This window comes from Nostoc sp., assembly GCF_036917655.1.
GTDB lineage: Bacteria > Cyanobacteriota > Cyanobacteriia > Cyanobacteriales > Nostocaceae > Nostoc.
This window is the reverse complement of sequence record NZ_JBALCY010000003.1, coordinates 273,732-299,666: the sequence shown is the minus strand read 5'-3', so window position 1 is coordinate 299,666 and position 25,935 is coordinate 273,732. Positions and strand designations below refer to the sequence as shown.

At 40.3% G+C, this 25,935-nt stretch carries 19 protein-coding genes; 12 read left to right on the top strand and 7 right to left on the bottom strand.

Annotated features, from left to right (window positions below):
• Positions 1–163: 163 nt before the first annotated feature.
• Positions 164–379 (top strand): acetyltransferase, encoded by a 216-nt coding sequence (locus tag V7K30_RS02740; protein WP_334996866.1) that lies wholly within the window; start codon positions 164–166, stop codon positions 377–379.
• Positions 380–985: 606 nt separating this feature from the next.
• On the opposite strand, the gene V7K30_RS02735 is transcribed toward V7K30_RS02740, so the two are convergent.
• From V7K30_RS02735 to V7K30_RS02725, 3 genes are all read right to left on the bottom strand, one after another.
• Positions 986–1,468 (bottom strand): ABA4-like family protein, encoded by a 483-nt coding sequence (locus V7K30_RS02735; RefSeq protein WP_334996864.1) that lies wholly within the window; start codon positions 1,466–1,468, stop codon positions 986–988.
• 128 nt (positions 1,469–1,596) lie between these two features.
• Positions 1,597–2,637: a cobalamin biosynthesis protein CobW gene (cobW, locus tag V7K30_RS02730; RefSeq protein WP_334996862.1), complete on the bottom strand. Its 1,041-nt coding sequence runs from the start codon at positions 2,635–2,637 to the stop codon at positions 1,597–1,599.
• A 308-nt stretch (positions 2,638–2,945) separates the two neighbouring features.
• On the bottom strand, positions 2,946–4,130 hold the full coding sequence (locus tag V7K30_RS02725; RefSeq protein WP_334996860.1) for an acyl-CoA dehydrogenase family protein: 1,185 nt from the start codon (positions 4,128–4,130) through the stop codon (positions 2,946–2,948).
• A gap of 660 nt (positions 4,131–4,790) precedes the next feature.
• Between V7K30_RS02725 and V7K30_RS02720 the strand changes: the two genes are divergently transcribed.
• Positions 4,791–6,503: an iron uptake porin gene (locus V7K30_RS02720; protein WP_334996858.1), complete on the top strand. Its 1,713-nt coding sequence runs from the start codon at positions 4,791–4,793 to the stop codon at positions 6,501–6,503.
• Positions 6,504–6,809: 306 nt separating this feature from the next.
• Here V7K30_RS02720 and V7K30_RS02715 read toward each other — a convergent pair whose 3' ends face one another.
• The 3 genes from V7K30_RS02715 to sfnG form a co-directional block, all read right to left on the bottom strand.
• Positions 6,810–7,862 (bottom strand): hypothetical protein, encoded by a 1,053-nt coding sequence (locus tag V7K30_RS02715; protein ID WP_334996856.1) that lies wholly within the window; start codon positions 7,860–7,862, stop codon positions 6,810–6,812.
• A gap of 189 nt (positions 7,863–8,051) precedes the next feature.
• Positions 8,052–9,260, bottom strand: coding sequence for an SfnB family sulfur acquisition oxidoreductase (locus V7K30_RS02710; protein ID WP_334996854.1), 1,209 nt, complete (start codon positions 9,258–9,260; stop codon positions 8,052–8,054).
• A gap of 298 nt (positions 9,261–9,558) precedes the next feature.
• Positions 9,559–10,656 carry a dimethylsulfone monooxygenase SfnG gene (gene sfnG, locus V7K30_RS02705; protein ID WP_334996852.1) on the bottom strand — a complete coding sequence of 366 codons (1,098 nt, stop codon included), beginning with the start codon at positions 10,654–10,656 and terminating at the stop codon, positions 9,559–9,561.
• An 897-nt stretch (positions 10,657–11,553) separates the two neighbouring features.
• Between sfnG and V7K30_RS02700 the strand changes: the two genes are divergently transcribed.
• Positions 11,554–12,603 (top strand): LLM class flavin-dependent oxidoreductase, encoded by a 1,050-nt coding sequence (locus tag V7K30_RS02700; RefSeq protein ID WP_334996850.1) that lies wholly within the window; start codon positions 11,554–11,556, stop codon positions 12,601–12,603.
• Positions 12,604–12,626: 23 nt separating this feature from the next.
• Positions 12,627–14,714, top strand: a complete 2,088-nt coding sequence (locus V7K30_RS02695; RefSeq protein ID WP_334996848.1) for a LysR family transcriptional regulator — start codon at positions 12,627–12,629, stop codon at positions 14,712–14,714.
• A 314-nt stretch (positions 14,715–15,028) separates the two neighbouring features.
• Here the strand turns inward: V7K30_RS02695 and V7K30_RS02690 are convergent, their stop codons facing one another.
• A complete protein-coding gene (locus V7K30_RS02690; RefSeq protein WP_334996846.1) occupies positions 15,029–15,745 on the bottom strand; it encodes a biliverdin-producing heme oxygenase in 717 nt (238 codons plus the stop codon).
• A 567-nt stretch (positions 15,746–16,312) separates the two neighbouring features.
• Between V7K30_RS02690 and glmM the strand changes: the two genes are divergently transcribed.
• The 8 genes from glmM (at position 16,313) to V7K30_RS02650 (ending at position 25,856) form a co-directional block, all read left to right on the top strand.
• The gene (glmM, locus tag V7K30_RS02685; RefSeq protein WP_334996844.1) at positions 16,313–17,785 is read left to right on the top strand and encodes a phosphoglucosamine mutase; all 1,473 of its coding nucleotides are present in this window, start codon (positions 16,313–16,315) and stop codon (positions 17,783–17,785) included.
• A 368-nt stretch (positions 17,786–18,153) separates the two neighbouring features.
• Entirely contained in the window at positions 18,154–18,921 is a 768-nt protein-coding gene (locus tag V7K30_RS02680) for a glycosyltransferase family A protein (protein WP_334996842.1), read from the top strand.
• A 35-nt stretch (positions 18,922–18,956) separates the two neighbouring features.
• Complete coding sequence (gene hpsL, locus V7K30_RS02675; protein WP_334996897.1) at positions 18,957–20,612, top strand: hormogonium polysaccharide biosynthesis protein HpsL; 1,656 nt, start codon at positions 18,957–18,959, stop codon at positions 20,610–20,612.
• Positions 20,613–20,623: 11 nt separating this feature from the next.
• Positions 20,624–21,781 carry a glycosyltransferase family 4 protein gene (locus tag V7K30_RS02670; protein ID WP_334996840.1) on the top strand — a complete coding sequence of 386 codons (1,158 nt, stop codon included), beginning with the start codon at positions 20,624–20,626 and terminating at the stop codon, positions 21,779–21,781.
• A 230-nt stretch (positions 21,782–22,011) separates the two neighbouring features.
• Positions 22,012–22,992 carry a hormogonium polysaccharide biosynthesis glycosyltransferase HpsN gene (hpsN, locus tag V7K30_RS02665; protein ID WP_334996838.1) on the top strand — a complete coding sequence of 327 codons (981 nt, stop codon included), beginning with the start codon at positions 22,012–22,014 and terminating at the stop codon, positions 22,990–22,992.
• Between the two features lie 132 nt (positions 22,993–23,124).
• Positions 23,125–24,300 (top strand): hormogonium polysaccharide biosynthesis glycosyltransferase HpsO, encoded by a 1,176-nt coding sequence (gene hpsO, locus V7K30_RS02660; protein WP_334996836.1) that lies wholly within the window; start codon positions 23,125–23,127, stop codon positions 24,298–24,300.
• A gap of 3 nt (positions 24,301–24,303) precedes the next feature.
• Positions 24,304–25,494 (top strand): hormogonium polysaccharide biosynthesis glycosyltransferase HpsP, encoded by a 1,191-nt coding sequence (gene hpsP, locus V7K30_RS02655; RefSeq protein WP_334996834.1) that lies wholly within the window; start codon positions 24,304–24,306, stop codon positions 25,492–25,494.
• 38 nt (positions 25,495–25,532) lie between these two features.
• Entirely contained in the window at positions 25,533–25,856 is a 324-nt protein-coding gene (locus tag V7K30_RS02650; protein WP_334996832.1) for a hypothetical protein, read from the top strand.
• Positions 25,857–25,935: the final 79 nt, after the last annotated feature.

The window sequence follows — 25,935 nt, the reverse complement described above, 5'->3', positions numbered from 1 at the left end:
CAGACACACACAGATGAATCTTGTGTAATTTATGTGTGGATATCTGATAAAAATTTCCTTTAACAATTTAAGGAATCTCCGCGTTCAAAATCGGTTCAGATTTAAGCGAGTTTATCTTGAGACTCGCTTTGAACTTTCATACAAACTCATTGAGGCAATTTCTATGCTTTTACAAGTCAAAGATAGTGGAGAATTGGTTAAAATTCTTGAAATTCAGGAATTACTTGACCCTAATAGTGATGTTGTTCACGCAAAAGACCAAGAAGGTCAAGAAGAACAGCAACCTGAAACTTTTAAAAAAGAAAATCTCATTTTTCCTTCAGGTGAAGTTCTACCACGCTGTTGGTTAGATGCTGACTATAGACACGACAACACTTAATGATTTTAAATCAGGTAATTGGTAATAGTAGAGGCCCACAGCTGTGCATTGGTGTCAACTTAAGCAAAAACCCCTCTAAAACCCAATACGCTTGGGTTAAGGATAATCGTAGGTTGGGTTGAACGAAGGCGAACAGCGTCCCGTAGGGAAGTGAAACCCAACAAACCCTCGAAAATGTTGGGTTTCGTTTCTCAACCCAACCTACGCAGTTTAAGATTTTTGACGCTAACCCAAGCGTATTGCTCTAAGAGGTTGTTTGAAAAGTCTAATTTATTACTAGCCCTGGCGAATAGAATTCGCGGCTACACAGACAAAACCCACCTCCGTGGGTTAAAAACCTTGATTTTTCCTTACTTAGTCCACGGAGGTGGACTTCGTTTGTGTAGTAGCGAATTCTATTCGCCCAATACTTTTCAAACATCCTCTAAAACCTCGTTTCCAGCCTCTGGCTGGAAATGCAAGTCAAAAGCAGCTCTGCCGCAAGTCTTGAGGCGGAGCCTCCTATAAGCATTCCCAGTCTCCGACTGGGAACGAGACAATCTATAAAAGCTCGTTATAGACTGGCTTTCACGTTAAGTTAACACTAATGACAGCTGTGCGCCCATATTATGTGCCAGTTGATGATACTTCTTGTTCTCCTACCGTCGCCGTTTCATTCTGCTGAAACTTCGGGAAAAATGTCTTAGCAATCCAGTAAGTCAAGATGTGAGACAGTAATCCCAAAGGCCCAGCAAACAAACAGAGTGCAAGGGAGTGAATTGTCCAAATACCTGTTTTTTGCCCTTCCCAATAAATCCAGCGACCGACGAATAAATCCATCACTAAAAAATGAATCCAACCCGTTGCAGCAGCTGTTTGATCTGCAAAAAATCGTGCAATATCAGCTAATTGGGGATTCGATAAAGCTTGGGCATTTTCTGGCGTAATGCTGTTGATAAACAAATACAAATACGCCCCAGCTAACAGCACAAAGGGTAGATATGATGACATGATCTGCCGTGTCACTTTCCAATTTGGCAATAAAATCATCAACACCCAAAAGGGCAACACGAAAAGATTGGCAACGTTAAATAGTTGAGAAATCGTCATATTTTTGTAAAGTGAGGAGTTAAAAATTAAAAGTTAGGAATTAGGAATCTTAAGTTATTAGCTTGGTTTTGAGGTTTTGAATTAAGTAGTCTTTTATCACTCATAACTCATCACTCCTAACTCCTAACTTACAAAGCTACTAGCTGCGATTCTATTTCTGAAGACTTCAAATTACGTCCGATGAAAACTAAACGTGTTTGCCTAGCCTCTTCTGGTTTCCAGGGGCGATCGTAAAATTTATCAAATCGAGTTCCCACACCCTGCATCACTAGGCGCATGGATTTATTTGGCACTGCTACAAAGCCTTTAATCCGGTAAATTTCTTGTTCCTGTGCTAATTTCTCCAACTGCTGTTGCAGCTTTTCTGGGTCAAAGGTACGATCCAAAATTAAATTAGCTGAGGTAATTTCTTCGTCGTGATTGTGGTCTTCTTCGGTATCGTGATGACTGGGACGAGAATCTAAGTCATCTTCAACTGCGGCTTGGAATCCTAATAATATAGATGCATCAAGTTGAGAACGATCGCTCTCGACAATCTTCACCACTCTAGGTAACTCTTGCTTAATTAATTCCTCAACTCTGGCTTTTGTCTCGGCATCCACCAAGTCAATTTTATTCAACACCACCAAGTCTGCACAAGCAAGTTGGTCTTCAAACAGTTCTTGCAAAGGTGTTTCATGTTCTAGATTATCATCTGCTTGGCGCTGGGCTGCGATCGCTTCTGGATCACTAGCAAATGTCCCCGCTGCTACCGCCGCACAATCGACTACGGTAATCACTGCATCCACAGTGGCCGCATTGCGAATTTCTTGCCAGCGAAAAGCCTTCACCAGTGGTTTTGGCAACGCTAAACCAGAGGTTTCAATCAAAATGCAGTCGATGCTATCTCGCCGCTTGATTAACTCTTGCATCGTCGGGTAAAACTCTTCCTGCACGGTGCAACATAAGCAGCCGTTGGTTAATTCAAAGATATTAGTGTCGCCCTCACCATCTTCCGGGCAAACTTGACAGGATTTTAACAATTCGCCATCAATACCGAGTTCGCCAAATTCATTAACTAAAACGGCAATGCGACGTCCTTGGTTGTTTTGTAGCAGGTGGCGAATTAGGCTGGTTTTTCCACTACCTAAGAAGCCTGTAATCACTGTGACAGGAATTTTCGTAGCCATATTTTTGCCTGATTTACTCAGTATGGTAAGTTTCACGGGTTACAAACTTAAATACTGAGATTAAGCTTGGTTTGAAGATTGACTTAGTTATTTTAAGCTGAAAGTCTCTGGTAAGCCTGAAAATATCTTCAAAACAAGAGGTAGCAGCAGTTTTTCGGGAAGTGCTGCAAATAGATCCAGAAAATACTGATGCTGAAGATGCTCTCAAAAATTTAATCGCTTCTTAAAGGATTTTCAACAAATAAATTATCCAATCTTGTGGGGTGGGCAACATGAGGGCCTTTGGCTTAGTGAAAGAATCGATATAACTATGAATAAAAGTTGGGTTTTGGCAGTTCATCATTTAACGCCCAGTTTCCTATATCTTGGATTTTGTAATCTACTGGATCGTGGAGAGTGAACGTGCGGAGATTACGCCAATAGCGATCAAAGCCATATTTTGCATTAGTAGCGCGTGCGCCCATAACTTCAAAGATGCGGTTGGTAATGTCTAAACCGACTCTAGTGGCGAAGACTTTAGCAGTAGCAACCAAGAGCGCACATTCTCCTCGTTGTTCGGCGGTAAGTGACCATTCTTGCTCCCAAGCTGCTTGTAGTAATTCTCCCGCCTGCTCAGTTAGATACACGGCTGCTTGGAGATCAACCCAGATTTTACCATAGTGCTGAAGGATGTAAGGGTCTTGGGTTGCACTGTCTACACCTGATGTCAGCCAAGGTTTTGTATTAGTGGAAGTATATGTTTTAGCAGCTTCAAATGCTCCCTGTGCAATTCCCAGGTAGATATTAGCAAGATTCAATTGAGTTAAGCAGGCGCGAATAGTGGCGAAGGGTTGACTTTCTTTGTCTCTACTACTAAGAATTTCGTCAGGATACACCAACACATTCTCAAAAGTAACACTACCACTGTCTGTTTGGCGTTGCCCTATATTATTCCAATCATGATGAACTGTAACGCCTTGCCGTTGGGTGGGAATTACCAGAATACTCAATTCACCAGTTTCTTGATTAGTGGCAGTAATCGGCAATATATCCGAGTCTTGAGAGCCAGAGCAAAAGCTTTTAATCCCGTTCAGACGGAAATAATCATTTTCCGGTGTCAGAGTAGTTCTTTTATCTAAAGGGTTGAGGGCATTGCACCAAAACCAATTGTTGTGAATAGTTTCTGAGTAATATCGCTGTTTTTGCTCTGCCGAACCAAAGATATGAGGAATAACTACACCTAGATGGTGGTAAGAAAAGACGTGAGCAATGGAACTATCAACTTTGGCAAACTCGCGGGTAATTTGCAGAACGGTAATCCAGCTTTGCCCTAAACCACCGTATTCTGTGGGTACGATCAGTTTCAGCAAGTTGCTTTGGCGCAAGCGATCGCGTTCATGTTTTGGTGTTCCCCCTTGAGCATCCCGCTCTACAGCAGTTTTTGCAAATTCCTTTGCTAAAGACTTAGCTATATCAAGATAATTTTGAGATTCTTTAGTTTCGATTAATTGCATATCTTGCAACTTCTCCTGCTAACCTTCTGTGAGGAGCAACTATAAATTTGACTGGAAAAAATGTCAATTTACAGTGTTTTTATAAAACTACCGTACTATATAAATATCATTGCATAGTTTAACTAAGAAAGCAAGTTAAAAATAAATTAATTTTGCTAAAACTATAAGTTGTTGGTGCAGTATAAACAAATATTTTGTTGAGAGTCAAACAGAAAAAAATGACATGAAAATATTTTTTTAATGTACTTGTTTTTCCAGAGTATATGTGCAATATTAATAAGTTGAATATCCCAATCTACTTTAACTAGATAAGTAAACAGTAGATGGTAATTAATGGGCAAAAAGATCAGATTTATGTCTAAAGTCTAAATATTTTTTTACAGATAGATATTCCCTTAGCAAATAGACCAGCCTGTGCAGGGATTATATTTTTGTGAAAACAAGTCTTTTCTCCACTGAAATATGCAGATTAAAACGCCAGATATTCACTGAGATATCTGGTTATATCTGGAAGTGTAGCGATATTAGTGAAAACTTTCGAGTCTTAGAGTAATTCAACATTTTTCAGGGCTAGTCATAAATTTTTAGCTTGACAAGTCACTGAAATATCTGATGGCTTTCACTAAATTTTTCAAACTAAAAATGTGAGGAGTGATAGAAATGTTCAATCGTTCATTTCATAATTTATTCATGGAATCGATGATTTTAGGAGCTACTTTGCTAGCCAACACATCAGCTCATGCTGAAAACAGGAATTTAGTAGCTGTGACTGGGACTCAAACAAATATACCATCTGCGTTGGTGCAGCCCAACCCAGGCATCGCCGAGCTACCCCTAAGCCCCAACCGTTCACGTTTCGGGGACAATTCTTCGGAAACAATCATTGCACAAACGCCTAAAATTCCTGCAATCAATAGTGATGCAAGCGTCCAAAACACAAACAGTATGTCTCAGGTAACATCTGTATCTCAGTTTTCAGATGTGCAGCCAACTGATTGGGCATTTGGCGCACTCCAGTCTTTAGTTGAGCGTTATGGATGTATTGCGGGCTATCCAAATAGCACTTATCGGGGAAACCGCGCCATCACTCGCTATGAATTTGCAGCAGGCTTAAATGCTTGTTTATCTCGGATTAACGAGCTAATTGCAACAGCTACATCTGACTTAGTTACCAAAGAAGACTTAACTACCTTACAAAGGCTGCAAGCAGAATTTTCCCCTGAACTAGCAACTCTACGGGGTCGCGTTGATAGTTTAGAAGCTCGGACTGCGGAACTAGAAGCAAATCAGTTTTCTACAACTACAAAGCTTTCTGCGGAAGCCATCTTTGTGATTACGAATGCCTTCGAAGGGTCAGTTAATGGTGATAACACAGTTTTTCAAGATAGAGTTCGCCTCGTTTTCCAAACTAGCTTTACAGGTAAAGACACTCTAAATACTCGTCTAAGTACTGGAAATACTACTATTTTGCAACTTCCTGGTGGTTCAGCCGAAGGTTTGCAAACCTTCAATCTTGCTCCTAGTAACAATAACCTGTCCCTAGATTGGCTCTCTTACTATTTCCCAGTTGGCAACAAAATCGATGCTTATATAGGAGCCGTGAACGGAGTACTTTATGATTTTGTTCCGACTCTGAGTCCCTATCTTGAGAGTGGCTCAGGAGGTGGTCGTGCTTTGACAGAATTTGCTTCCTCTAGTCCTATCTACCGGATTGGTGGTGGTGCAGGTGGGGGATTCAATTATCGATTCAGTGACCAATTGGTATTGAGCTTGGGTTACTTAGCAGGAGATCATGCCAGTCCTCAGCCAGACAGCGGTTTTTTTAATGGTCAATATAGCGCATTTGGACAAATAGCATGGAACCCCAACAATAAGTCTGGCATTGGTTTGACCTATGTAAATGCCTACCAAAATCGTGGAGCAATATTTGATCTGGGTAGTGGTTTTACACTTGTCGGAACAGAACAAGCCAATACTCCATTTGAGCGGACAATTACCAACTCCTACGGAGTAGAAGCTTTCTATAAATTTAGTCCTCGATTTGCAGTCAATGGGTTCTTTGGCTACACTAACGCCAAGAATCTGGCAGGTAGTGGTAGTGCAGATATTTGGTACTATGCTCTGGGATTGGCATTCCCAGATTTAGGTAAACAAGGCAACCTTGGTGGTGTTCTTGTGGGTGCAGAACCTTATCGGGGTGGTAATCCTGCACCTGCAAACGATTTATCCTTACATATTGAAGGCTTTTACAAGTATCAGCTTACAGATAATATTGCCATCACCCCTGGCGTGATTTGGATAACAGCCCCTGCTCAAAACGATGACAATCAGGATGCAGTAATTGGCACTGTGAGAACAACTTTCACCTTTTAGATAATCAGCAAAGGTGCAAAGAACAATTCATACATTTTACTAATTCGTAATTACAGCAGTTTTCATGTATTTGAACCACATCTGTCGTAAGGGCACAGAATTGCCCATTGGTGTCAACTTAAGCGCAAACCCCTTTAAAACCTCGTTTCCAGCCAGAGGCTGGAAATGCGCCTCCTGGCGGCTCTGCCGCTTTTCAAGAGGCGGAGCCTCTAGAACGGCATTCCCAGTCAGAGACTGGGAACGAGATATACATTTTACTAATTCGTAATTAATAATTGAATTCTTAATTACGAATTACGAATTATTCTAAGGCCCTTCACGATTCAAGCTCAGGGGTTGCTGTTCTTCAACTAGTGGCGGCACATCCTGCCAAAGGCTAATTCCGTCGTATAATCCCCGAGCCATTAAGAATACTTGAACCCAAAGGATATTGAACCACCAGTAAAGCCCTTGGATAATATTTTCCTGACCTATCAGAGATACTGTCACTAAGTAAAACAACACCGAAATTATTAAACTAGCAACAGATGCAACCATACCTTTTGTGGGCTGTGATAGCTCTGTGAAAGGCCACATATTGAATTGCCAAACAAATCCTAAACCAACTGTTGTCCAAATAGCTGCAAACGTTGGTCCTGTCGTTGTTGTAAACAAATCCAGTCCTAGCTGTTTGAGGAACAATTCTGTAATCAGAGTGAGTAACAAAACAATACCTGTATGGAGTAACCCCAAACGTGGCATTTCTAGTTCCAATTTGTTTAAAGGCCAACGTTCAAAGAAACTGCCGAACACTGTCGAACAAGGATACCAATACCAAGGAATGTAAAATGGTTGAAGTCCCCACATTTGTGGTAAAAAGGTGAAGGCAGGGGCAATAAAGAAGACGGCAAAAAAGATATTAATAAAGCCGCTCACTGGATGCCAGTTGCGTACTTCCTCACTAGTGACAATCGTGTTGTCAAAGAAGAATAAACTGGCGGCGGCTGCAATGATTGCTGTTTGTCCCCACAAACCAACAGGTGTATCAGTGAGAATTGCTTTTGCAGAGATGAATTTCCAAGCTTCTCCAGTAATGTAAACTAGCGCGAACAGTACTACTAAATTTACTGTTCCTCGTCCAAATCGGGTGGAAGAAAAGCGAGAACCTGGATAGCCGTTGAGGGAAAAACCTAGATGCCACCACCAGACGAAGCATATTGTGATGTAAGTCAACTTTGTTCCTACATTTAGTTGAATAATTTGACCAAAGATGAGTTCAAAAATATAGCTAATGACAGCAATTACAGCAATAAAAAGCAGTCCCTTAAATGGCTGGCTTTTCCAAATGCTCCGCCTCTGGGTTGGGTTTGCAATGCTCATAGGATCAACTTAAAGAATGTTGAATAATGTTGGATTTATCAGGGGCAAAGCATTCAGTTAAATATTCCCTCCTAATACCTAACCGAATTTTAGATTTTAGATTTGCAATTTTAGATTGAAAAGATTTCCTAATCCAAAATCTAAAATCCAAAATCCAAAATTGAGTCACCCCAATAGAGAATGCGGCAATTACAGCCAAGGATGGCGTGGGGGGTAAACGCCATTGAGGAAGTAGTTGCCAACAGCGTAGTATTTCCAACGGACGGGATCGTGGAGTGTGTGAGCGCGGGCATTTCGCCAGTGGCGATTGTAGTTGAATTGTTCCAATGTGGACTTAGTACCTGCTAGTTCAAACAACTTGTTGGTAGCTAGTAATGCTGCTTCGGTGGCTAAGGCTTTGGCTTCAGCAACTGCAATCGATGCTTCAACTACCTTGGGTTCTTCTAAACCTGACTCGTTGGCGATGTCGATAAACTCACCCGCACGTCGCAGCAATGCTTCAGCAGCGTGAACCTGAATTTGTACATTGCCTAAGTTATAAAGCGTCAGCGGGTCTTCGTATCCTTTTTCTAAATTGCTGTCAACCCAAGGGCGGGTATGGTTGCGGACAAAGTAAATAGTGTCACGGACTGCGGCTTTGGCAATCCCCACGTCTACGGCGGCTTGGATGATTTGCGCGATCGCACCCATTGGTGTTGCCCGCTCAAAGGCTAAGTAGTGCGGAATGACGTGCTCTGCTTTAACTTTCACATTTTCAATAATGGTAGTGCCGCTAGCAGTGGTACGCTGTCCAAAGCTCGTCCAGTCATCAAGTAGCGTCAATCCTGGGGCATCCCGTTCGACAAATGCCACCACTGTTTTACCATCTGGATTACTGGCAATAACGGGAACCCAATGTGCCAGCAGTGCCCCAGCAGAGTAGTATTTGCGTCCATTGAGTACGAAGTCAGATCCATCTGGTTCTAATTTTGTCTGCACATCAGTAACAGACTTAGTACCAATTTCCGAGAAGGCGTTGCCAAACCGCTTGCCTTGTAGAGCCAAATCAAAGAAGAATTTCTTCTGCTCATCTGTGCCATCCAGGCGAACTGCTTCCACCATATAGAGGTGATTTTGGGGAATTTGACCGAGGCTAGAATCGGCTTCGGCGATGATTTTAACTACTTCTGCCAGGGTGGCACTCGATACAAAAGCACCGCCATACTCTTTAGGGACTGTAATCCCCCATAATCCACTCTGGGAGAACTTTTGTACTTCTTCAGCAGGCAAACGCCGATTTTGGTCGCGTTCTGAGTCTCCCTTGGCAAACTCAGCTGCTAGTTCGTGAGCGATCGCGATCGCTTCTTGGTCATTTTGAATAATATGCGCCTTTTGTTCTGTATTAATTACTGATGTCATGGTAAAACTCCTTGATTGTGATTGAGTGACTCATAATCGCCACTACTATGAGACAACGCGAAATATTTGTATTTAATCAGCACATCCCATTTGAAGGATAGACATCTTGCCCATCTAACGTTGGCGATGGACAAGATGGCTATCCTTCAAATTCAAGAAAGCAAAAGCGATTAAATATGATGCAATACTTGCGAATATGAATAATGATTTGAGTTTGGGCGAATCGATTTTTACCTAACAAAAATCGATTCATAGCACAATCCCAATGCCCAATGCTACAAAGTATGTTCCTGTTAATCTACACCACAACTAACTCATCAGCTGTCCGACGATTAGCTTCCAGTTCGCGCACAATCGGTATTACTGTCTTACCAAATGCTGGGAGATCATCTGTGTAGTGTAAGAAACCGCCAAGGATTAAATCAACTCCCGCTTCATAAAACTGGCGAATCTTGTCAGCGACTTGATCCGCAGTGCCAATTAAGCCTGACTTGAAGCCATCGTTATACTGCACCAAGTCTTCAAAATTGGAATTCGCCCACATTCCCTGACGCTCACGAGTAGAAGATCCCGCTTGTTTCACTGCTTCGCCAAATCCTTTCACCGCCTCTACATCGGCCTGGGCAATAATATCGCGCAATACTTCATGGGCTTCTGCTTCCGTATCTCGCACGATGATAAAGGAATTCAGACCAAACTTAATTTTGCGTCCTTCAAGACTCGCTAATGCAGACACTTCTTCAATCTGCTCTCGCACCCCTTCTATGGTATTGCCATTCATGAAATACCAATCAGAGACGCGGCCAGCCATGCGCCGCGCTGCCTTGGAGTTACCACCTTGGAATATCTCCGGGTGGGGATTCTGATTAATTGGTTTAGGCTTCACCCAACCGCCGTTAATGCGGTAAAAGTCGCCTTTAAAGTGAAACTCATCCTCAGTCCACAAACCTTTGAGAACGCGGATAAATTCCTCTGAACGACGATAGCGTTCGTCATGGTCTAACCAATGTTCACCATATATAGTAAATTCATCTTTGAACCAGCCGCTAACTACATTCAGAGCGAACCGTCCGTTAGAGAGAAAATCAATGCTAGAACCGATTTTGGCAACTACTCCCGGATGCCACAATCCAGGGTGAACTGCTGCAATTAGCTTCAATTTCTTGGTGACTGGAGCCAAGGCTGAGACGATTGTTAATGCCTCTAACTGGTACTCAGCGCCATAACTGGCGATAAATCTGGCTTGTGCTAGAGCATATTCAAATCCAACTTCTTCAGCCGTTTGAGCTAGTTGAGCATTATATTCATAAGTCCAATCTGTCCGTTGGGGAATTTTACTAACAACTAACCCCCCGCTGACGTTGGGAATCCAGTATGCGAACTTAATATCTACCATAATTGTGCGTTTGTAATTGAAACTGCTTGGTTATAAGAGAAGACAGGAGGAAATATTGTATGGAATACAGACCTACTAACCTCCAGCCCCTTAAGAGCTAGCGTTGGGGAGTGAGATTTAAAGCCTCTCTCCTTGATATATACAAGTCTGAAAATAGCTTAAGAACACAAGGTTTTACCCCACCCTAACCCTCCCCTTATAAAGGGGAGGGAACCGGATTTCCTGTTTCCCCCCTTTATAAGGGGGGATTAAGGGGGGTAATAGGAGTTGTGTGTACACCGTAGCCTTTGAGGAGAGAGGTCAAAGTATATTGCATCCAAGCGAGAATGATAGGGCAAAATTGAAAGCTTGAGAGCAGCTAGAAACTACTCTGAGTTTACAAGTAGACAATTTTAGATTCTTATGGTCGTAATATACCATAACCCGACCGCGCTACCGTAGTTTTTAATGAATCAGACTTTATCACGAAAATTTTTCCGATGTCGTGACTCGATATACCTAAATTCCATTTCCCTATTCCAAAATGGAATACTGCCCAATTTTGCTGAGTATTTAATTATTATTTTATATTTGCTGGTTATCAGCCTGATTCAATCAGAGCAACCAGGAATCAGGACTCGACAAGCTATCGATACTATAGCGGTTCTCAGTTGAGTGAGGTACAAGAACCCCACCCCCAACCCCCTCCCCGCTCTTCGAGAGGGGGCTATGACGTACCTCATGTGATTAGGAAACGCTATATTCCATATCGTGATAGACAACTGATTTTCATGTGTCATCTGCAACTATACACAGCAGAAATAAATGTGGTAGTCTGAACTACTAAACAACGGTAAAGAGATAGAAATACCGTAGTTTAGTTTATGTCTCGTAGAAAAAGGCACAGGAAAAAAACTTATGCCACTTCAGTTTGGAATTTGGTCGCCGGTCTGTGGTGGATGGTTGCGGGTTGTCAACCATGAGGCTAATTTATCCACTCAAGATTTGGTAAAGCTGGCAGTTCAGGCAGACGAGTTAGATTATGACTTCTATTACATTCCTGAACATTACTTGAATGCAGTTCATGGGCCTAACTATAATGTCGCTGACGCTTGGATTACAGCAGCTTTAGCAAGTTTGAATACCAAGAATATCAAGATTGTTGCGGCTGTACAACCTGGTTTTAAACTACCTGCGGTCGTTGCCAAACTGAGTGCAAACATTCAAAATCAACTCAGTAACGGCAGATTTGCTCTGAGTGGTATTGCAGGTTGGTGGAAATTAGAAGTAGAAAGCTATGGAGATATCTGGCTACCCCACAGTGAGCGATACGCGCGATTAGAAGAGTATATTGATGTAATTAAGGGACTGTGGACAGTTGAAGACTTTAATTATGTTGGCAAATACTACAACATTACGGGTGGTATTCTCACAGATAAGCCTACACCAACACCACCTATTTTCATTGCTGGTGAATCAGACCGGGCGATTGACTTAGCGGCTCGTCAGGGAGATTATCTATTTATCAATGCTGATGATCCTGAAAAAACGGCAGTATTGGTGCAGAAAGTCAAAAGATTGGCTAGCGATCGCTACCAGCGTCAGATTAAAGTAGCAATGAGTGCGTTTGCGATCGTTCGTGAACATACCGCCCAAGCCGAAGCCAGATTAGAAGCGATTTATCGTTCTGCCGATGAGCAGCAAATCAAATACTTTCAAGAGCAAATCGATCCTAACGTAGTTGCCCACAACAAACTAGATATCAGTCAAACCATTGAAGCTAATCTCGGTTTGTCTGCTCAACTCGTTGGCGATCGCTATACTATCATTCAACGCCTGAAAGAATACGAAGCCGTTGGCGTTGACTTAATAGTACTCAAATTTGAATCTATGTTGGAAGACACTATTCGCTTCCACAAACTAGTTATTTCCGAATATACACAGCAGAATAGCTTAATTCCGTTGTAATTAAAAATTTCGCCTTACCTAGCATGAATAAGATTAAACTCGAAGATATTACCCTAAATCACATCAAAATTTTAAAAGCAGTAGATGACTGTGGTAGCTTCTCTAAAGCAGCCCAAAAACTAGGGTACAGTCAAGCATTAATTAGTAAAAAAGTCAAACAAATAGAGGATTATTTCGGAGTAATTCTCCTAAATCGCTCTCCTGGCTGTATATCCTTGACTAATAAAGGCAAGAAATTGATTTCCCAGACATTTAATGTAGTAGAAACTGTAGAAAATCTGCAAGAAGAATTTCAGGCAACATTTAGCGCTGAGGGCGAAGATTTAATATTGGGGGCTACTAATTTAATCTTAGAAGTGTGGCTCAAACAATATTTGCAGCGATTTCAGCTTTGTTTTCCAGGTAGAAATCTCAAAGAGATTGCAGTTAAAAATAGCAGATTTTTTTCAAATTCTCAACTCATAGAAATGGATATCCTGCTCAACAGTTGCGCTGGATATAAGGAAGAACACCACTGCACTAGATTAAAAACTCATAAAATGCTGTTGGTATCCTTTGGGGCAAGTAAATATCTCAATGAGCATAGCTTAATTAAAATAAATGATATTGATCTGGCTGACGTTGTGCTTTTAGATGAGGTTCATCAAGAACTATCCAAAAATGGATTTTTGATGAAGAAATTAAGTGGCGTACAGGTGCTACACAGTTATCAAGATGTACTCAACTATGCTTCAAAAAATCAAAAGCTAACGATTTTACCTGACTTTTGTCAAGCTGATCTAATATCTCAATATCAAGTCCTAACTTTGACTATTCAAGATGTTAATGAATATGGGATTTATCTTCATGTTCCTCGCTTTAGTGAGTTATTAATATCCGCAGAGGGTTTGGTGAGAAGTTTTAGACTCGATCAGGATAACTTGGAAAGTTTCCCTAATGTGAATCTGATTTTAGGTAGCTGTTCTCCCAAAGAGGAAAATGTTCTGAGGATAGGTATTCAGAGGGATTCCATAGGACAGTTTATTGCTGGGTATGGGACTAAGTATATTTCTGATTTACAGAGAGCATCCTCATCACTTGAACAACCTATTTTCAAAAACATTGAAATTAATCGAGATTTTGAGTTACAAATTATGCCGTTTGACTCTGGGGAACAAATGAATCGACAGATGAAACGGGGAGAGCTAGATATTTGTATTTTAGATGATATTTCTCTATTGAATAATGGTAGCCAATTCTTTGATGATTTAAGTTTTGGTTCTAAATTAATTGGGATTGCTTCGTATAATCTTTTGGGTCAAGATATAAATATTGTTCTGCATAAAGATTCTTCTATAAACACTGTCCAGGATCTGAAAGGTAAACGAATTTCCACCTTATTTGGTTCAAATGCTCATAGGTTCATCATTACTCTTTTTGACCTCTATGATATGGATGTCAGTAAAGATTGCAGATTAGTGAATGAAGATCCTCGTAAAGCAAGTAAGAGTTTGGCAAATAAAACTATAGATGCTTACGTGTGTTGTCACACTTTTACCTCAATATTAGAAGGATATACTTTTATCAGAAAGCTGCCTTTATCTCAAACAACTAGTTTAAGAATTCCATCAATCAGAGGAATTGTTTGTCGCTCACAGTTCATTAAAGAAAACCCTAAAATTGTAGTTGCTTATTTACATGATTTAGTAGTTGCTAACTATTGGTTTAATTCATCTCCAATCAAGGCAGCAGATTTACTAAATAAAGTGATTGATGTGAGAAAAACTCAAGTAAATCAGTTTTTTAATCCTGTATTTGGTAATCGCATCGATCCGACCCTCAAGCCTCAATGGTCTTGGTTACTGAAAACTTTAAATCGCAGGTTGGAAGGAAAATATGGTATTTCACTATTTGATGTAGATTTCTGGATAGATGATTATTTCTTAAGACTTGTCTACAATTTACTGAATCTAGATTATCACTTTCATCAGGTTTCTTTTGCAAGTGAATTTTCCGGCAGCTATTTTGTCGAGGAACAGTTTAGCAGACATATGAAAGTTCTCTATGATAAAGATAATCTACCGCTACAAGATGAGGATAGCAGTCACACAGCAATATCCAGTGTAGGATAAAAATCGCGCAGAAACTATCTAATTTTGAATTAAAAGAAAAATCTAAAATCGAATGACTCCTAATATTATGTCCGCTAAATCACCCATAATAAAAGAACTCCACAAGGGCCGAGAAGCGCTATATAACTTCTTAATCATAATTGAGGGGCAATCTCCCCATGCTTGCTTTCACGAATCAAAAGCAGTCACAAGGCTATTGCCCCTAAATATTTTGAGCGTTGTTCGCTCTTTCCCCAGAAACACCTATGAATTATCCTTCATCAGGCTGTCTGGACTTATGACTCCACACACCATACTCCGCAATCTCAACACAGTTACTCAGCGGTGACGAGTTCAGTACTACCGCGTGTACGACGCCGTGTGAGACTGTTGTAAAGCATTACACCGATTGCCTTGATCAAATTGCCTTCCAATTCTTGGAACATCTTCATGTTCGTGCCAAAGGCGGCGTTAGCTTCATTAACGATGCGATCGGTTGTAGCATCATCAAGGGGTAATTCATCCAAAGTTTGACGGTATTTCGCTTTGAATGCCTTCTCGTCAGGAATCTCTGGAAACTCATAAAAGGCTGTTCCTTGCCCATCAGACAAATTCATCGCTGTTACAGCAATATTTTTGAGAATTTGTCCCCCGGATAAGTCGCCCAGGTAACGAGTATAGGAATGAGCGATTAACAGTTCCGGTTCTGTTGCAGATATTTCTCGGATGCGCTTTACATAAGCTTCACCTGCGGGAGATAGTTTGATTTGCTCTCTCCAGTTAGCACCAAAGTAATAACCCAGGTCTTGCTCTAAGGTATACTTGCGGTTTAGCTGGGGAAAGTTAATTTTAGAAAGAATTGGGTGCTGACTATGCTTTTCCATTTCTTCTTCCATCGCTGAGTAGACGAAGTAGAAGTTAGCAACTAGTTTCCGGTAAGAGTTTTTCTCGACTACTCCTCTTAAAAAGCACTTGACAAAACCTACATTTTCTGCCATTGTGTGGGCTTTCTTAGTGCCTACACGTAATTTGGTTGCTAAATTGCTGCTCATGCTAAAATTCTCAACTTTAAAAAGTTAACTGCCGGAGTTTTAATTTCCGAACGGCTAAAAAAGCCATTAAAACGTTACCTTAAAACTATTTGATGAGAATTTATATTAAAATTTTTTAAGCCGCCATAGTTTTGTAGTTTTTTACACAGTAACCAGGCTAAGGGGATATAATTTTACATTCCGGTGTTTTGATTTTTTTGTTGTTATTAGCTAAGTTTCGCTTTCATTCTCAGCTTTCTTGAAAAACACTTGTGATGAAATAAAAGTAATATTTGTTACATATCTTTTTTCTTAGTAGCATTGCAAAGTGTAAACTAATACAGATAATCAAGACTAAAATTGATGGCATAAAAGGAATAATTAGCTAAAATGTGGAGACTTTACTGGTAATGTAAAACCAATATTGACTTTATGAAAGATTCACATTTAAAGAAGCATAGCTTAAGTATTATTACGTAAAGCTATCCTGACCTAAAATGAATTTCTAAAGAGAAAAAGCATGTCGAAATTGCTGAATAAAGTCTTAAGTGCTATTTTTCAGTGTGATTGTGTGGAGTGTTTAAACATATGGTTTCATCTATAACTCGGACACCGGGCATTCCTGGGGGTTCTGCTTCCGAAGCTGAGGGATTGGGCAAAGGGATTGAGAGCAGTTTTGGGCTGAATTTAATCCCACTACCAGCAAATCCCTTATTTGGCACAGATGGGATTCGCGGACGAGTGGGAGAATTGCTGAGTGCGCCGCTAGCATTACAAGTTGGTTTTTGGACAGGGATTGTTTTACGTAACCATGCCAATCAAATAGGGCCAGTCATTCTCGGACAGGACTCTAGAAACTCCAGCGATATGCTGGCAATGGCTTTGAGTGCAGGGTTAACAGCAGCAGGATTAGAAGTCTGGTATTTGGGATTATGTCCCACTCCTTGCGTTGCCTATCTCACCAGCATCAGTGATGCCATCGGCGGAGTGATGATTTCTGCCAGCCACAATCCCCCAGAAGACAATGGGATTAAGGTTTTTAGTGCCGATGGTGGGAAGTTACCGCAAAGATTGCAAGCAGAAATAGAAGCGGGACTACGTGGCAAGATATCACCTATTGCTAAAGTCAGTAATTGCGGACGGCATTACTCACGTTTCGAGTTAGTGGGGCATTATAGCTCGGCGTTGAAAAAACCCTTGAACAGTGCGCTAAATCTTCAGGGAATGAAGATTGTTTTAGACTTGGCGTGGGGAGCAGCAGTCGGGTTAGCACCATCAGTATTTACAGAAATGGGGGCAGAGGTAATCTGCTTGCATAACGAAGCAGATGGCGATCGCATTAATGTTAATTGCGGTTCCACTTATTTAGATATTCTTGCCGCCACAGTCCAAGAACACAACGCCGACATCGGCTTTGCCTTTGATGGCGATGCCGATCGCGTCTTAGCAGTAGATAATACTGGAAGGCAAGTTAACGGCGATTACATTCTCTACTTGTGGGGACGACAGTTACAAAAAAACCAACAACTGCCGGATAACCTGATTGTATCTACTGTCATGGCCAACTTAGGGTTTGAGAAAGCTTGGCAGCAAATTGGTGGTAACTTAATTCGCACCGCAGTCGGCGATCAATATGTGCAAGCCGAAATGCTGCGAACTGGGGCAATGTTAGGCGGCGAACAATCAGGTCATATTCTTTGCCGTCATTATGCTGTGACTGGAGATGGCTTATTAACAGCATTACACATAGCAGCTTTGGTGAAAGAGGCGGGTGTTCCCTTTAGCGAATTAGTAGATCAAAGCTTTCAAACCTATCCGCAATTGTTGCGGAACGTGCGAGTTATAGATCGCGATCGCCGTTTGGGATGGCAAGATTGCCAATCTCTGCAACAAGCGATCGCTCTTGCTGAAGCTGCAATGGGTGATTCCGGCAGAATTTTGGTTCGCGCCTCTGGTACAGAACCAGTCATCAGAGTAATGGTAGAAGCCGCCAATGTCGAACTCGTCAACTACTGGACAAATGAATTAGTTTCCCAAGTCCAGCAACATCTGATAGACTAAATTAGCTATTATCTCAGCTTTTAACAAGCGCCAATTTTCCGTCACAGCTTCTGCAAATTAACCAGCCTTGGTTATCTGTAGAAGCTGTGACATTTGTATTTGTATTGTTAGAGCATGTCCGGCTAACTACTTGTCAAAAAAATCACCACGTCACCATAATTATAGCGTTTCTCGTTTGTATGCAATAGACTTTGACCTCTCTCTTTTTAGGAGAGAGGTTTTGAATCTTACTCCTCTTCCCTTATAGAGAAGGGGTTGGGGGTTAGGTCTCTATTAGACTCAACTGAGAAACGCTATAGTCCTGGCATCAGTCGGAACGTGTTATTATTTACTTCGAGATTCTTAGCTATTTGCTCTCAGATAATATAATGCTTGTTTTTATTATCCCACTCAAAAGTGCAAAAGTTTCCAATTCCTGGGAGCGTGTTACCCAATTATTTGAAAGATGCATTAAATCAGTTTGCAATCAAACCTCACCTAACTTTCGCGTTATTGTAGTTTGTCACGAAAAGCCACAAATAGAATTCACTCATCCTCATATCACATACATTACAGTTGATTTTTCCCCTCCCAACGAGACTAACCCTGTAGCTCAAGGAGACACAGATAAAGGGCGTAAAATATTAAAAGGATTGATTTATGCTCGTCAATTTTCTCCCACTCACACTATGACAGTTGATGCTGACGATTGTGTAAGTCAAAAATTAGCCAAATTTATTCAACAACATCCAGATTCTAATGGCTGGTTTATAAATAAAGGTTATAAATATCAGGAAGGCAGTAATTACATATATATTAAAAGAAGCAATTTTTATAAAATGTGCGGTAGTTGTAACATCCTTCGATATGATTTGAATGATTTGCCCGAAACCGCAGAATACAATCGTGGCTACGGATACTATAGATATTATATAGACCATGCCAAAGTCAGAGATATTTTAAAGAACAAAGCAAAAGCCATTAAATCATTACCATTTCCAGGTGCGGTTTATATTTTGGAAACAGGAGAAAATCTTTTTGATAATTCAAAAAGATTAAGATTTAGCATTTTTAATCGCAAATTATTAAATCCATCAGTTAGAAATGAATTCGGATTGTCCGACTTACAGCAATCTAAAGAAATTTGTCAACTATAATAGATTCTCTGAGGCTGATAGGCTACAGCACCACTATGCCAAAATTCAAGTCAAAATCTCAGCAATCTAAAAACTCAAAAAAGCAGGCTAAAAAGGAAACTTCTACCCTTAGCCTCAAAGAACAGTTAGCCCAAAAGCGCAAAGCAGCCCAAGCACGTAAAGAACTCATTAGCTTACTCACCACCGCCACCTTTGGCGGTGTCTTTGTTGGCATTGTGCTTTTTTTCGTAGCTGGAATTAAAGCAGCAGTCCCTGGTGTTTTGGGGATAATCATCATGTCCCTTTCCTACAAATACCCGCGCCAAGCGCTATATGCCTTCATCATTTATGTACCTGTTGGGGGTACTATCACTTACTACTTGGGCAATAGTCCCATACTCCAATTAGCTAAAGATGCTTTTTACGTTCCAGCGCTAATTGGACTTTGGCAGACTTGCCGTAAACAGGGGCTACCCCTAATTATTCCCCAAGGCATTAAAATCCCACTTTATATTGTCTTGGCTTGCAGTGTACTAACACTATTATTTGTCAATGGTGGTCAGCAGTTTAACCCGCCTAGTGTGGGACTATTGGAAAAAGCACCCAACGAAATACCTTTAGGAATGGGAATTCTGGGACTAAAAGTATTTTTAGGCTATGTCCCCCTGATTGGTTGTGCCTACTATCTAATTCGCGATAAGCGGGATTTTCTATTTTTATCGCGCCTCCAGATTGTCCTCACACTGATTTGCTGTGTGCTGGGATTAATCCAATATATGTTATTACTAACTGGTGTATGTCAAGGCACTAGAGGTCTTGAAGGAGATGCCTTATTTAGAGCAACACTCGAAGCCAGGTGTTATTTTGGTGGAGCGCTAGTATATAGTCCCGATGAAGGGGTTATTCGCTTACCAGGGACATTTGTAGCTCCCTGGCAGTGGGCATGGTTCTTAATTGCCAGCACCTTTTTTACCTTTGCTACTGGTTTCACTGATCCCTCACCAATATGGCGGCTGGTCGGTTTAGGTTCTTTAGTGACAGTCTTTATCAATGCCGTAGTCTCTGGACAGAGAATCGCCTTAGCTTTAGTACCAACCTGCTTTGGGATTTTGCTATTGCTGACTGGACAAATTGGCAACCTTAAACGATTTATCCCCATAGGGATAGGACTTGCCCTAGTTTTGGGAATTGCGATGGTGACTAACCCTACTGTCGTGCAAGAGAGAACCGAGAGTTTTACCAGTCGCTGGGACGCTTCACCACCTCAAGATTTTATCGTCCAGCAATTTGAAGAGAATTGGAAAAACGTAGACGGGCCCTTGGGAAGTGGCTTAGGTCGAGCAACTAACTCTGCCCGCGCAATGGGTAAAACTAAGCTGGTGGAAACCTACTACCCCAAAGTACTTTATGAAGTTGGAATTATTGGAGTACTAGCTTTTCTAGGTTTGGTAACAAGTTTAACAATTATTGGCTTTAAAACCTATCGCTCCATAAAGAACCGTAATTTCCGCAGTTACGGAGCAGCTTTGTGGGTGTTTATATTGTTTATTAGCTACAACACCTACTACTATCCTCTGGATGTTGATCCTGTTGCTGTCTACTATTGGTTTTATGCAGGAGTTCTTTTTAAATTGCCAGAACTGGAGAAACAAGATAAGGAAGATGCTAATCCTCAGCAAAAAAACAAGAGAAAACGTCTAAAAACAATTTAAATGAAATAAAAATGGCAAAAGTTATCATCTGCGGTCAGAACCACATTAGAATTCCTAACCTACCACGTAATTCTAGGCATACACTAATCCACCTCAAGTCTTTTCCTACAGGCAGATATCCTATAGAAAAACTTTGGTATCCTTTGGGAAGCTTTTTGGCTTGGCAACCTTTATGGCAAAAATACCAGGCTGTTCATTCTTTCAACAGAATTTTATATACAAATAAACCTTGGTTTCTCACATTTGAAGATCATCGGGTTTTATATAGGAATCCTCAAAATAAACAAGAGGCAGTAATTTATGAATTATTAAACAATCGTTTAGCGCTAGACAATTGCCGAAAACTTATAGCCATATCAGATTATGCAAAGTTGAGATTTATTAATCGGATAAAAGGCTGGAAAATAGAAGAAAAATTAAGTAACAAATTGGATGTAATTCATCCAAATTTTATTCCCAGAGTTGACAAACCTAAAGCTTATCAACCCGACCAAAATTTACAGCTTGTTTTTGTCGGGCATCACATTGCTAGAAAAGGTGGAGTTGTTGCTTTAAGGCTAGCCAAGAAAGCTGAAAAACTAGGTTTACCTCTTACTATCCATATTATATCGGGACTGGGACATGGTTCAGGAGTACCTACAGATTTTCCTGATACCAGCAAATATCTAGAAGATTTAAAGTTACTCAATTTAAATAACGTTGTTTTTCACAAATATATCCCTAATGAAAAAGTTATTGAGTTGCTATCGCAAAGCCATTTTCAATTAATGGCTACGTTACACGATACCTATGGCTTTAGCATAATTGAAGGATTTTCAGTCGCCACACCAGCAATTACGACTAACGTATGTGCCTTACCAGAGTTTATTCATCATGGTGAAAATGGCTATATTTTAGAGTTACCAATTAACGAAATTAGGCACTGGAGTAATTGGCTACATGGAGAAAAAACTAAAACTGATGAATATTGGGAAATTGTCAATAGCACTTATGACTATTTAGCAGAGCAAGCATTGCAACAAATTATTCAATTTCTTGATAGAAGTGATAAACGCGAACATTACGAATTTTTAAGTGCAGGAGCATTAGCTCAAGTGCAAATTGTAAATAACTCCGAAAAGCAAAACGAGTTGTTTGATAATCTCTATGCAGCAGCGGCGGGAGTATAAAGAATTAAAAGCAATCTTAGAGGATGTTTTAAAAGTCTTTTTGTCGGGATAAAAATGTTCTACATTCCTCTAAATGCCCCGATAAATTGGGGAATTTTGAATCCCCCACAGATAGCGAGTCCGCGTAAGCAAGCTACGCGCAGCGTCTCGTAGAGAACATCTTGATTCCGAATTCTGCATTCTTCTTCAAAAGGCTATTATCAAAGTAGAAAAATTGCTTAATAAAAATCATGAATAATTATCCTTTAATTTCTGTAGTTATTCCGACCTATGGTCGAGAGGAAGCGCTACGCGATAGCATTGTGGATATCCTAAAACAGGACTATCCAAATTTTGAAGTTTTAGTTGTAGACCAAACCCCAAAACACCAACCAGAAATTCAAACCTACCTAGAGGAGATGGCAGAGGCAGGTAAAATAAAATGGTTGCGCTTAGATTGGGCGAGTTTACCAGGGGCGCGGAATTATGCTGTCCGGCGGTCATCTGGTGAAATAATATTGTTTATTGATGATGATGTTCAGTTAACCCCTGGATTGTTAGCAGCCCATGCGAAAAATTATTTACAAAACCCAGAGGTGGGGGCTGTAGCCGGACGGGTATTTGACAGAATGAAATTGGATGATTCTGGAGGAGATTTAGAGATTGAATATTTGCCTCCCCAAGCTATGGACCCAGGAATTGCTTGGTATCATATTGATTTAGTACATACGATCAAACCCCAGCAAGTACTGACAGCGAGGGGTTGCAATATGTCTTTTCGCCGCGAAATTTTTACTAAGTATGGGTTGAGGTTTGATGAGAGGTTTGGCGGTAGTGCAGTGCGCGAAGAGTCAGATTTTTGTTTGCGGCTGCGAAAGACGGGATATAAAATTTGGTACGACCCAGAGGCCCATTTGGTGCATTTAGGCGAAGAAACAGGGGGTTGTCATGATATTAGTATGCGATCGCTGAAATATCAACTCACCTTCTACCATAACCATTTCTTACTAGGGCTGAAAAACCTCACTGTTACTCAAGCTTTACGCTTATACGCCCGTTTATTTGACTGTCACGTCCTGGGACGCCCGCCTTGCCATAAAAGTGGTTCCCCTATCAAAATTGCCACTCGCGCTATTTTCTACATTTTGGGTTTTTTCAAAGCCTTGGGTACTGTCATCCAATCAATATGGAACGATGGTCAAATTTATAGTCGATTGGATGAACAAGTTTAGTTAGAAGTTAGGAGTTAGGAGTTAGGAGTTTAAAGTTAGAAGTTAGGAGTTAGAAGTTAGGAGTTAGGAGTTTGGAGTTAGTGAACAAGAAAGGACAACTGACAAAGAATAAATAACAATTAATAAATATCAATGAAAATCTTAGTTGCTAGTCACACTTATATCGTAGACCTCAACTGTGAAAAATTACGTGCTTTATCTCAACTAGAACCTGACATTGAAGTAACAGTTGTAGTCCCAAAGCGCTGGAAACCAGGTGGCGTGCAAAATAGAATTATTGAAACTGAATACCGCGATGAAGGGAGATTTAGAATAGTTCCCATTTCTAATTTTAGTCAAAATCATCAGGGACTCCTTACCTTTGGCGCTGATTTGATATCTTTGTTAAAACAATTTCGTCCCCAAATAATCCAGGTAGAACAAGGGTCTAGAGCATTGGCTTATACTCAAATGATTGCCCTAAATAAGCTATTAGGACTCAAGGCAAAAAATGTATTTTTTACTTGGTGGAATCTTCCATATGAACTGAAACTACCAGTTTCTTTGTTAGAAAAATATAACCTCAATCACAGCCACGGTATTATTTCTGGCAATCAGGATGGAGCAGAAGTTTTGCGACAACGAGGATATCAAGGGGCAATTAAAGTTATGCCACAATTAGGCGTAGATGAAAGTCTATTTACTCCCAAAATCCAACCAGAGTTAGCAGCTAATTTGGGCATTAAAAAAGGAGATTTTGTGGTAGGTTTTGTTGGGCGATTTGTGCAAGAAAAGGGTTTATTAACACTTTTAGAAGCCTTAATCAGTTTGAAAAATAAACCTTGGAAATTATTACTATTGGGACGGGGGGAGTTGCAAACTGAATTAATCAAAATAGCGGTAGAAAATAATGTTAAAGAACGGTTAATTTTGGTAGAAAGTGTCCCTCATGACGAGGTGACAAACTATATTAATTTAATGAGTACTTTAGTACTACCTTCGGAAACAACTCACAAGTTTAAAACCTTAACTTCTGTTGGTTGGAAAGAACAATTTGGTCATGTGCTAATTGAGGCAATGGCTTGCCAAGTACCTGTAATTGGTTCTGATTCTGGTGAAATTCCCTATGTAATTGGCGATGCTGGTTTAGTATTTCCTGAAGGTGATGCTCAAGCCCTTGCTAATTGCTTAGTTCAATTAATAGATAAACCATATTTTGCTCACAGTCTTGGTGAAATGGGTTATCAAAAAGCAATGATTAAATATACAAATAAAGCTTTAGCTAAACAGCAATTAGAGTTTTATAAAGAGTTAGTCATTAGCAAATAAAAAATGAAAATATTACAAATTGTTCCCTCAATTTCTTTGATTTACGGCGGCCCCAGTCAAATGGTACTAGGATTAGCTCCAGCATTGGTAAAAGAGGGAGTAGAAGTTACGATTCTCACAACTGATAGTAATGGCGATAATGGTCAAACACCTCTGAATGTTCCTTTAAATCGCCCAATTAAACAAGATGGCTATGAAATAATTTACTTTCGTTGTGCCCCATTTCGTCGCTACAAATTTTCCCTAGATTTATTAAACTGGCTAAAACGTCATGCTCACGAGTTTGACATAGCACATATTCATGCTCTATTCTCGCCAATTATTAGTGCTGCTGCTATTGTGTGTCGTCAGCAAAAGCTACCTTATATTTTCCGTCCTTTGGGTACTCTCGATCCGGCTGATTTACGGAAGAAAAAGCAATTAAAACAGCTTTATGTCGCAATTATAGAACGTCAAAATCTAGCGGGTGCGGCAGCTATTCATTTTACCAGCGATCAAGAAGCTAAAATATCAGAACGCTTTGGAGTATCTACGCCAGATTTGGTAATTCCCTTGGGTGTGATCCCCCTTCAATCCCCCCTTTTGAAGGGGGGAAGTGTTGTATCTGCTCATTTGCAAATACCAAAGGATGTGCCGTTGGTGCTATTTATGTCACGAATTGACCCGAAAAAAGGGTTGAATTTGTTGATTACAGCGCTAGAAAAGCTGTTAGCAGTTGGTTATAAGTTTCATTTTGTTTTAGCTGGAACAAATCCCCAAGATCCAGATTACGAACAAAAGATAATATCCCAAATTCAAAATTCACCACTGCGATCGCACACTACAATAACAGGCTTTGTCACTGGTGAACTCAAAGTTAGTTTACTACAAGCTGCTGATTTATTTGTTTTACCTTCTTACTACGAAAATTTTGGAATTGCTGTAGCTGAAGCGATGGTAGCAGGTGTACCCGTAGTCATTTCTGACCAAGTGCATATTTGTCAACAAATACGTGATAGCGAGTCTGGTTGGGTAGGTGCAACAGATGTCCAAGCACTGGTAGAATTGCTGCAAGAAGCTTTGCAAAATCCCGCAGAACGCCAACGACGGGGATTAAACGCCCAAAAATATGCATTGGAAAACTTTAGCTGGGATGCGATCGCTCGGCAAACAATCCAAGCCTACCAAGAAATTCTGATGAACAAATTAGTTTAACCAAAACTATTATCAACCCTGATGTGAGGAATTAAAAAATGGAAGAAATAAAAGCAAAAATTATCGAAGTTGCAAAAAAAATAATTCATGAGGAAATAGATTTATTAGATGGATGTCGTAAATTAGTATACCTTCAACGTGAATTAAAAGAGCCACAAAAGGCATTCTTTGTATTAAGAGGAATAGATTCTGAAACAGATATTTTCCCTATCTCTCAGGCAGAAAGAAAACTATGGAATGCAGACGCATTATCAAGATTAGACAAGGAAAAAAATGAATATATTTCTTTAGTAAAAGAGGAAATGATAAAAGCTTGTAGAAAAATAATAACTACCCTTAGCACTGATTCGTCAGATACATAGCTATTCCCTTAGAACAAGAATATTATTGGAAAATATATATGTTATCAATTTAGCAAAAGTGCCAGACAATGTTTTTGCT

What these genes read in the sequence shown, in the direction of transcription:
- hpsP (WP_334996834.1), top strand. Translation starts at nt 24,304, where the DNA reads ATGAAAATATTACAAATTGTTCCCTCAATTTCTTTGATTTACGGCGGC.
- V7K30_RS02710 (WP_334996854.1), bottom strand. Translation starts at nt 9,260, where the DNA reads ATGACATCAGTAATTAATACAGAACAAAAGGCGCATATTATTCAAAAT.
- V7K30_RS02695 (WP_334996848.1), top strand. Translation starts at nt 12,627, where the DNA reads ATGAATAAGATTAAACTCGAAGATATTACCCTAAATCACATCAAAATT.
- V7K30_RS02720 (WP_334996858.1), top strand. Translation starts at nt 4,791, where the DNA reads ATGTTCAATCGTTCATTTCATAATTTATTCATGGAATCGATGATTTTA.
- hpsN (WP_334996838.1), top strand. Translation starts at nt 22,012, where the DNA reads ATGAATAATTATCCTTTAATTTCTGTAGTTATTCCGACCTATGGTCGA.
- V7K30_RS02670 (WP_334996840.1), top strand. Translation starts at nt 20,624, where the DNA reads ATGGCAAAAGTTATCATCTGCGGTCAGAACCACATTAGAATTCCTAAC.
- glmM (WP_334996844.1), top strand. Translation starts at nt 16,313, where the DNA reads ATGGTTTCATCTATAACTCGGACACCGGGCATTCCTGGGGGTTCTGCT.
- V7K30_RS02680 (WP_334996842.1), top strand. Translation starts at nt 18,154, where the DNA reads ATGCTTGTTTTTATTATCCCACTCAAAAGTGCAAAAGTTTCCAATTCC.
- hpsO (WP_334996836.1), top strand. Translation starts at nt 23,125, where the DNA reads ATGAAAATCTTAGTTGCTAGTCACACTTATATCGTAGACCTCAACTGT.
- V7K30_RS02690 (WP_334996846.1), bottom strand. Translation starts at nt 15,745, where the DNA reads ATGAGCAGCAATTTAGCAACCAAATTACGTGTAGGCACTAAGAAAGCC.
- sfnG (WP_334996852.1), bottom strand. Translation starts at nt 10,656, where the DNA reads ATGGTAGATATTAAGTTCGCATACTGGATTCCCAACGTCAGCGGGGGG.
- V7K30_RS02740 (WP_334996866.1), top strand. Translation starts at nt 164, where the DNA reads ATGCTTTTACAAGTCAAAGATAGTGGAGAATTGGTTAAAATTCTTGAA.
- V7K30_RS02650 (WP_334996832.1), top strand. Translation starts at nt 25,533, where the DNA reads ATGGAAGAAATAAAAGCAAAAATTATCGAAGTTGCAAAAAAAATAATT.
- cobW (WP_334996862.1), bottom strand. Translation starts at nt 2,637, where the DNA reads ATGGCTACGAAAATTCCTGTCACAGTGATTACAGGCTTCTTAGGTAGT.
- hpsL (WP_334996897.1), top strand. Translation starts at nt 18,957, where the DNA reads ATGCCAAAATTCAAGTCAAAATCTCAGCAATCTAAAAACTCAAAAAAG.
- V7K30_RS02735 (WP_334996864.1), bottom strand. Translation starts at nt 1,468, where the DNA reads ATGACGATTTCTCAACTATTTAACGTTGCCAATCTTTTCGTGTTGCCC.
- V7K30_RS02700 (WP_334996850.1), top strand. Translation starts at nt 11,554, where the DNA reads ATGCCACTTCAGTTTGGAATTTGGTCGCCGGTCTGTGGTGGATGGTTG.
- V7K30_RS02725 (WP_334996860.1), bottom strand. Translation starts at nt 4,130, where the DNA reads ATGCAATTAATCGAAACTAAAGAATCTCAAAATTATCTTGATATAGCT.
- V7K30_RS02715 (WP_334996856.1), bottom strand. Translation starts at nt 7,862, where the DNA reads ATGAGCATTGCAAACCCAACCCAGAGGCGGAGCATTTGGAAAAGCCAG.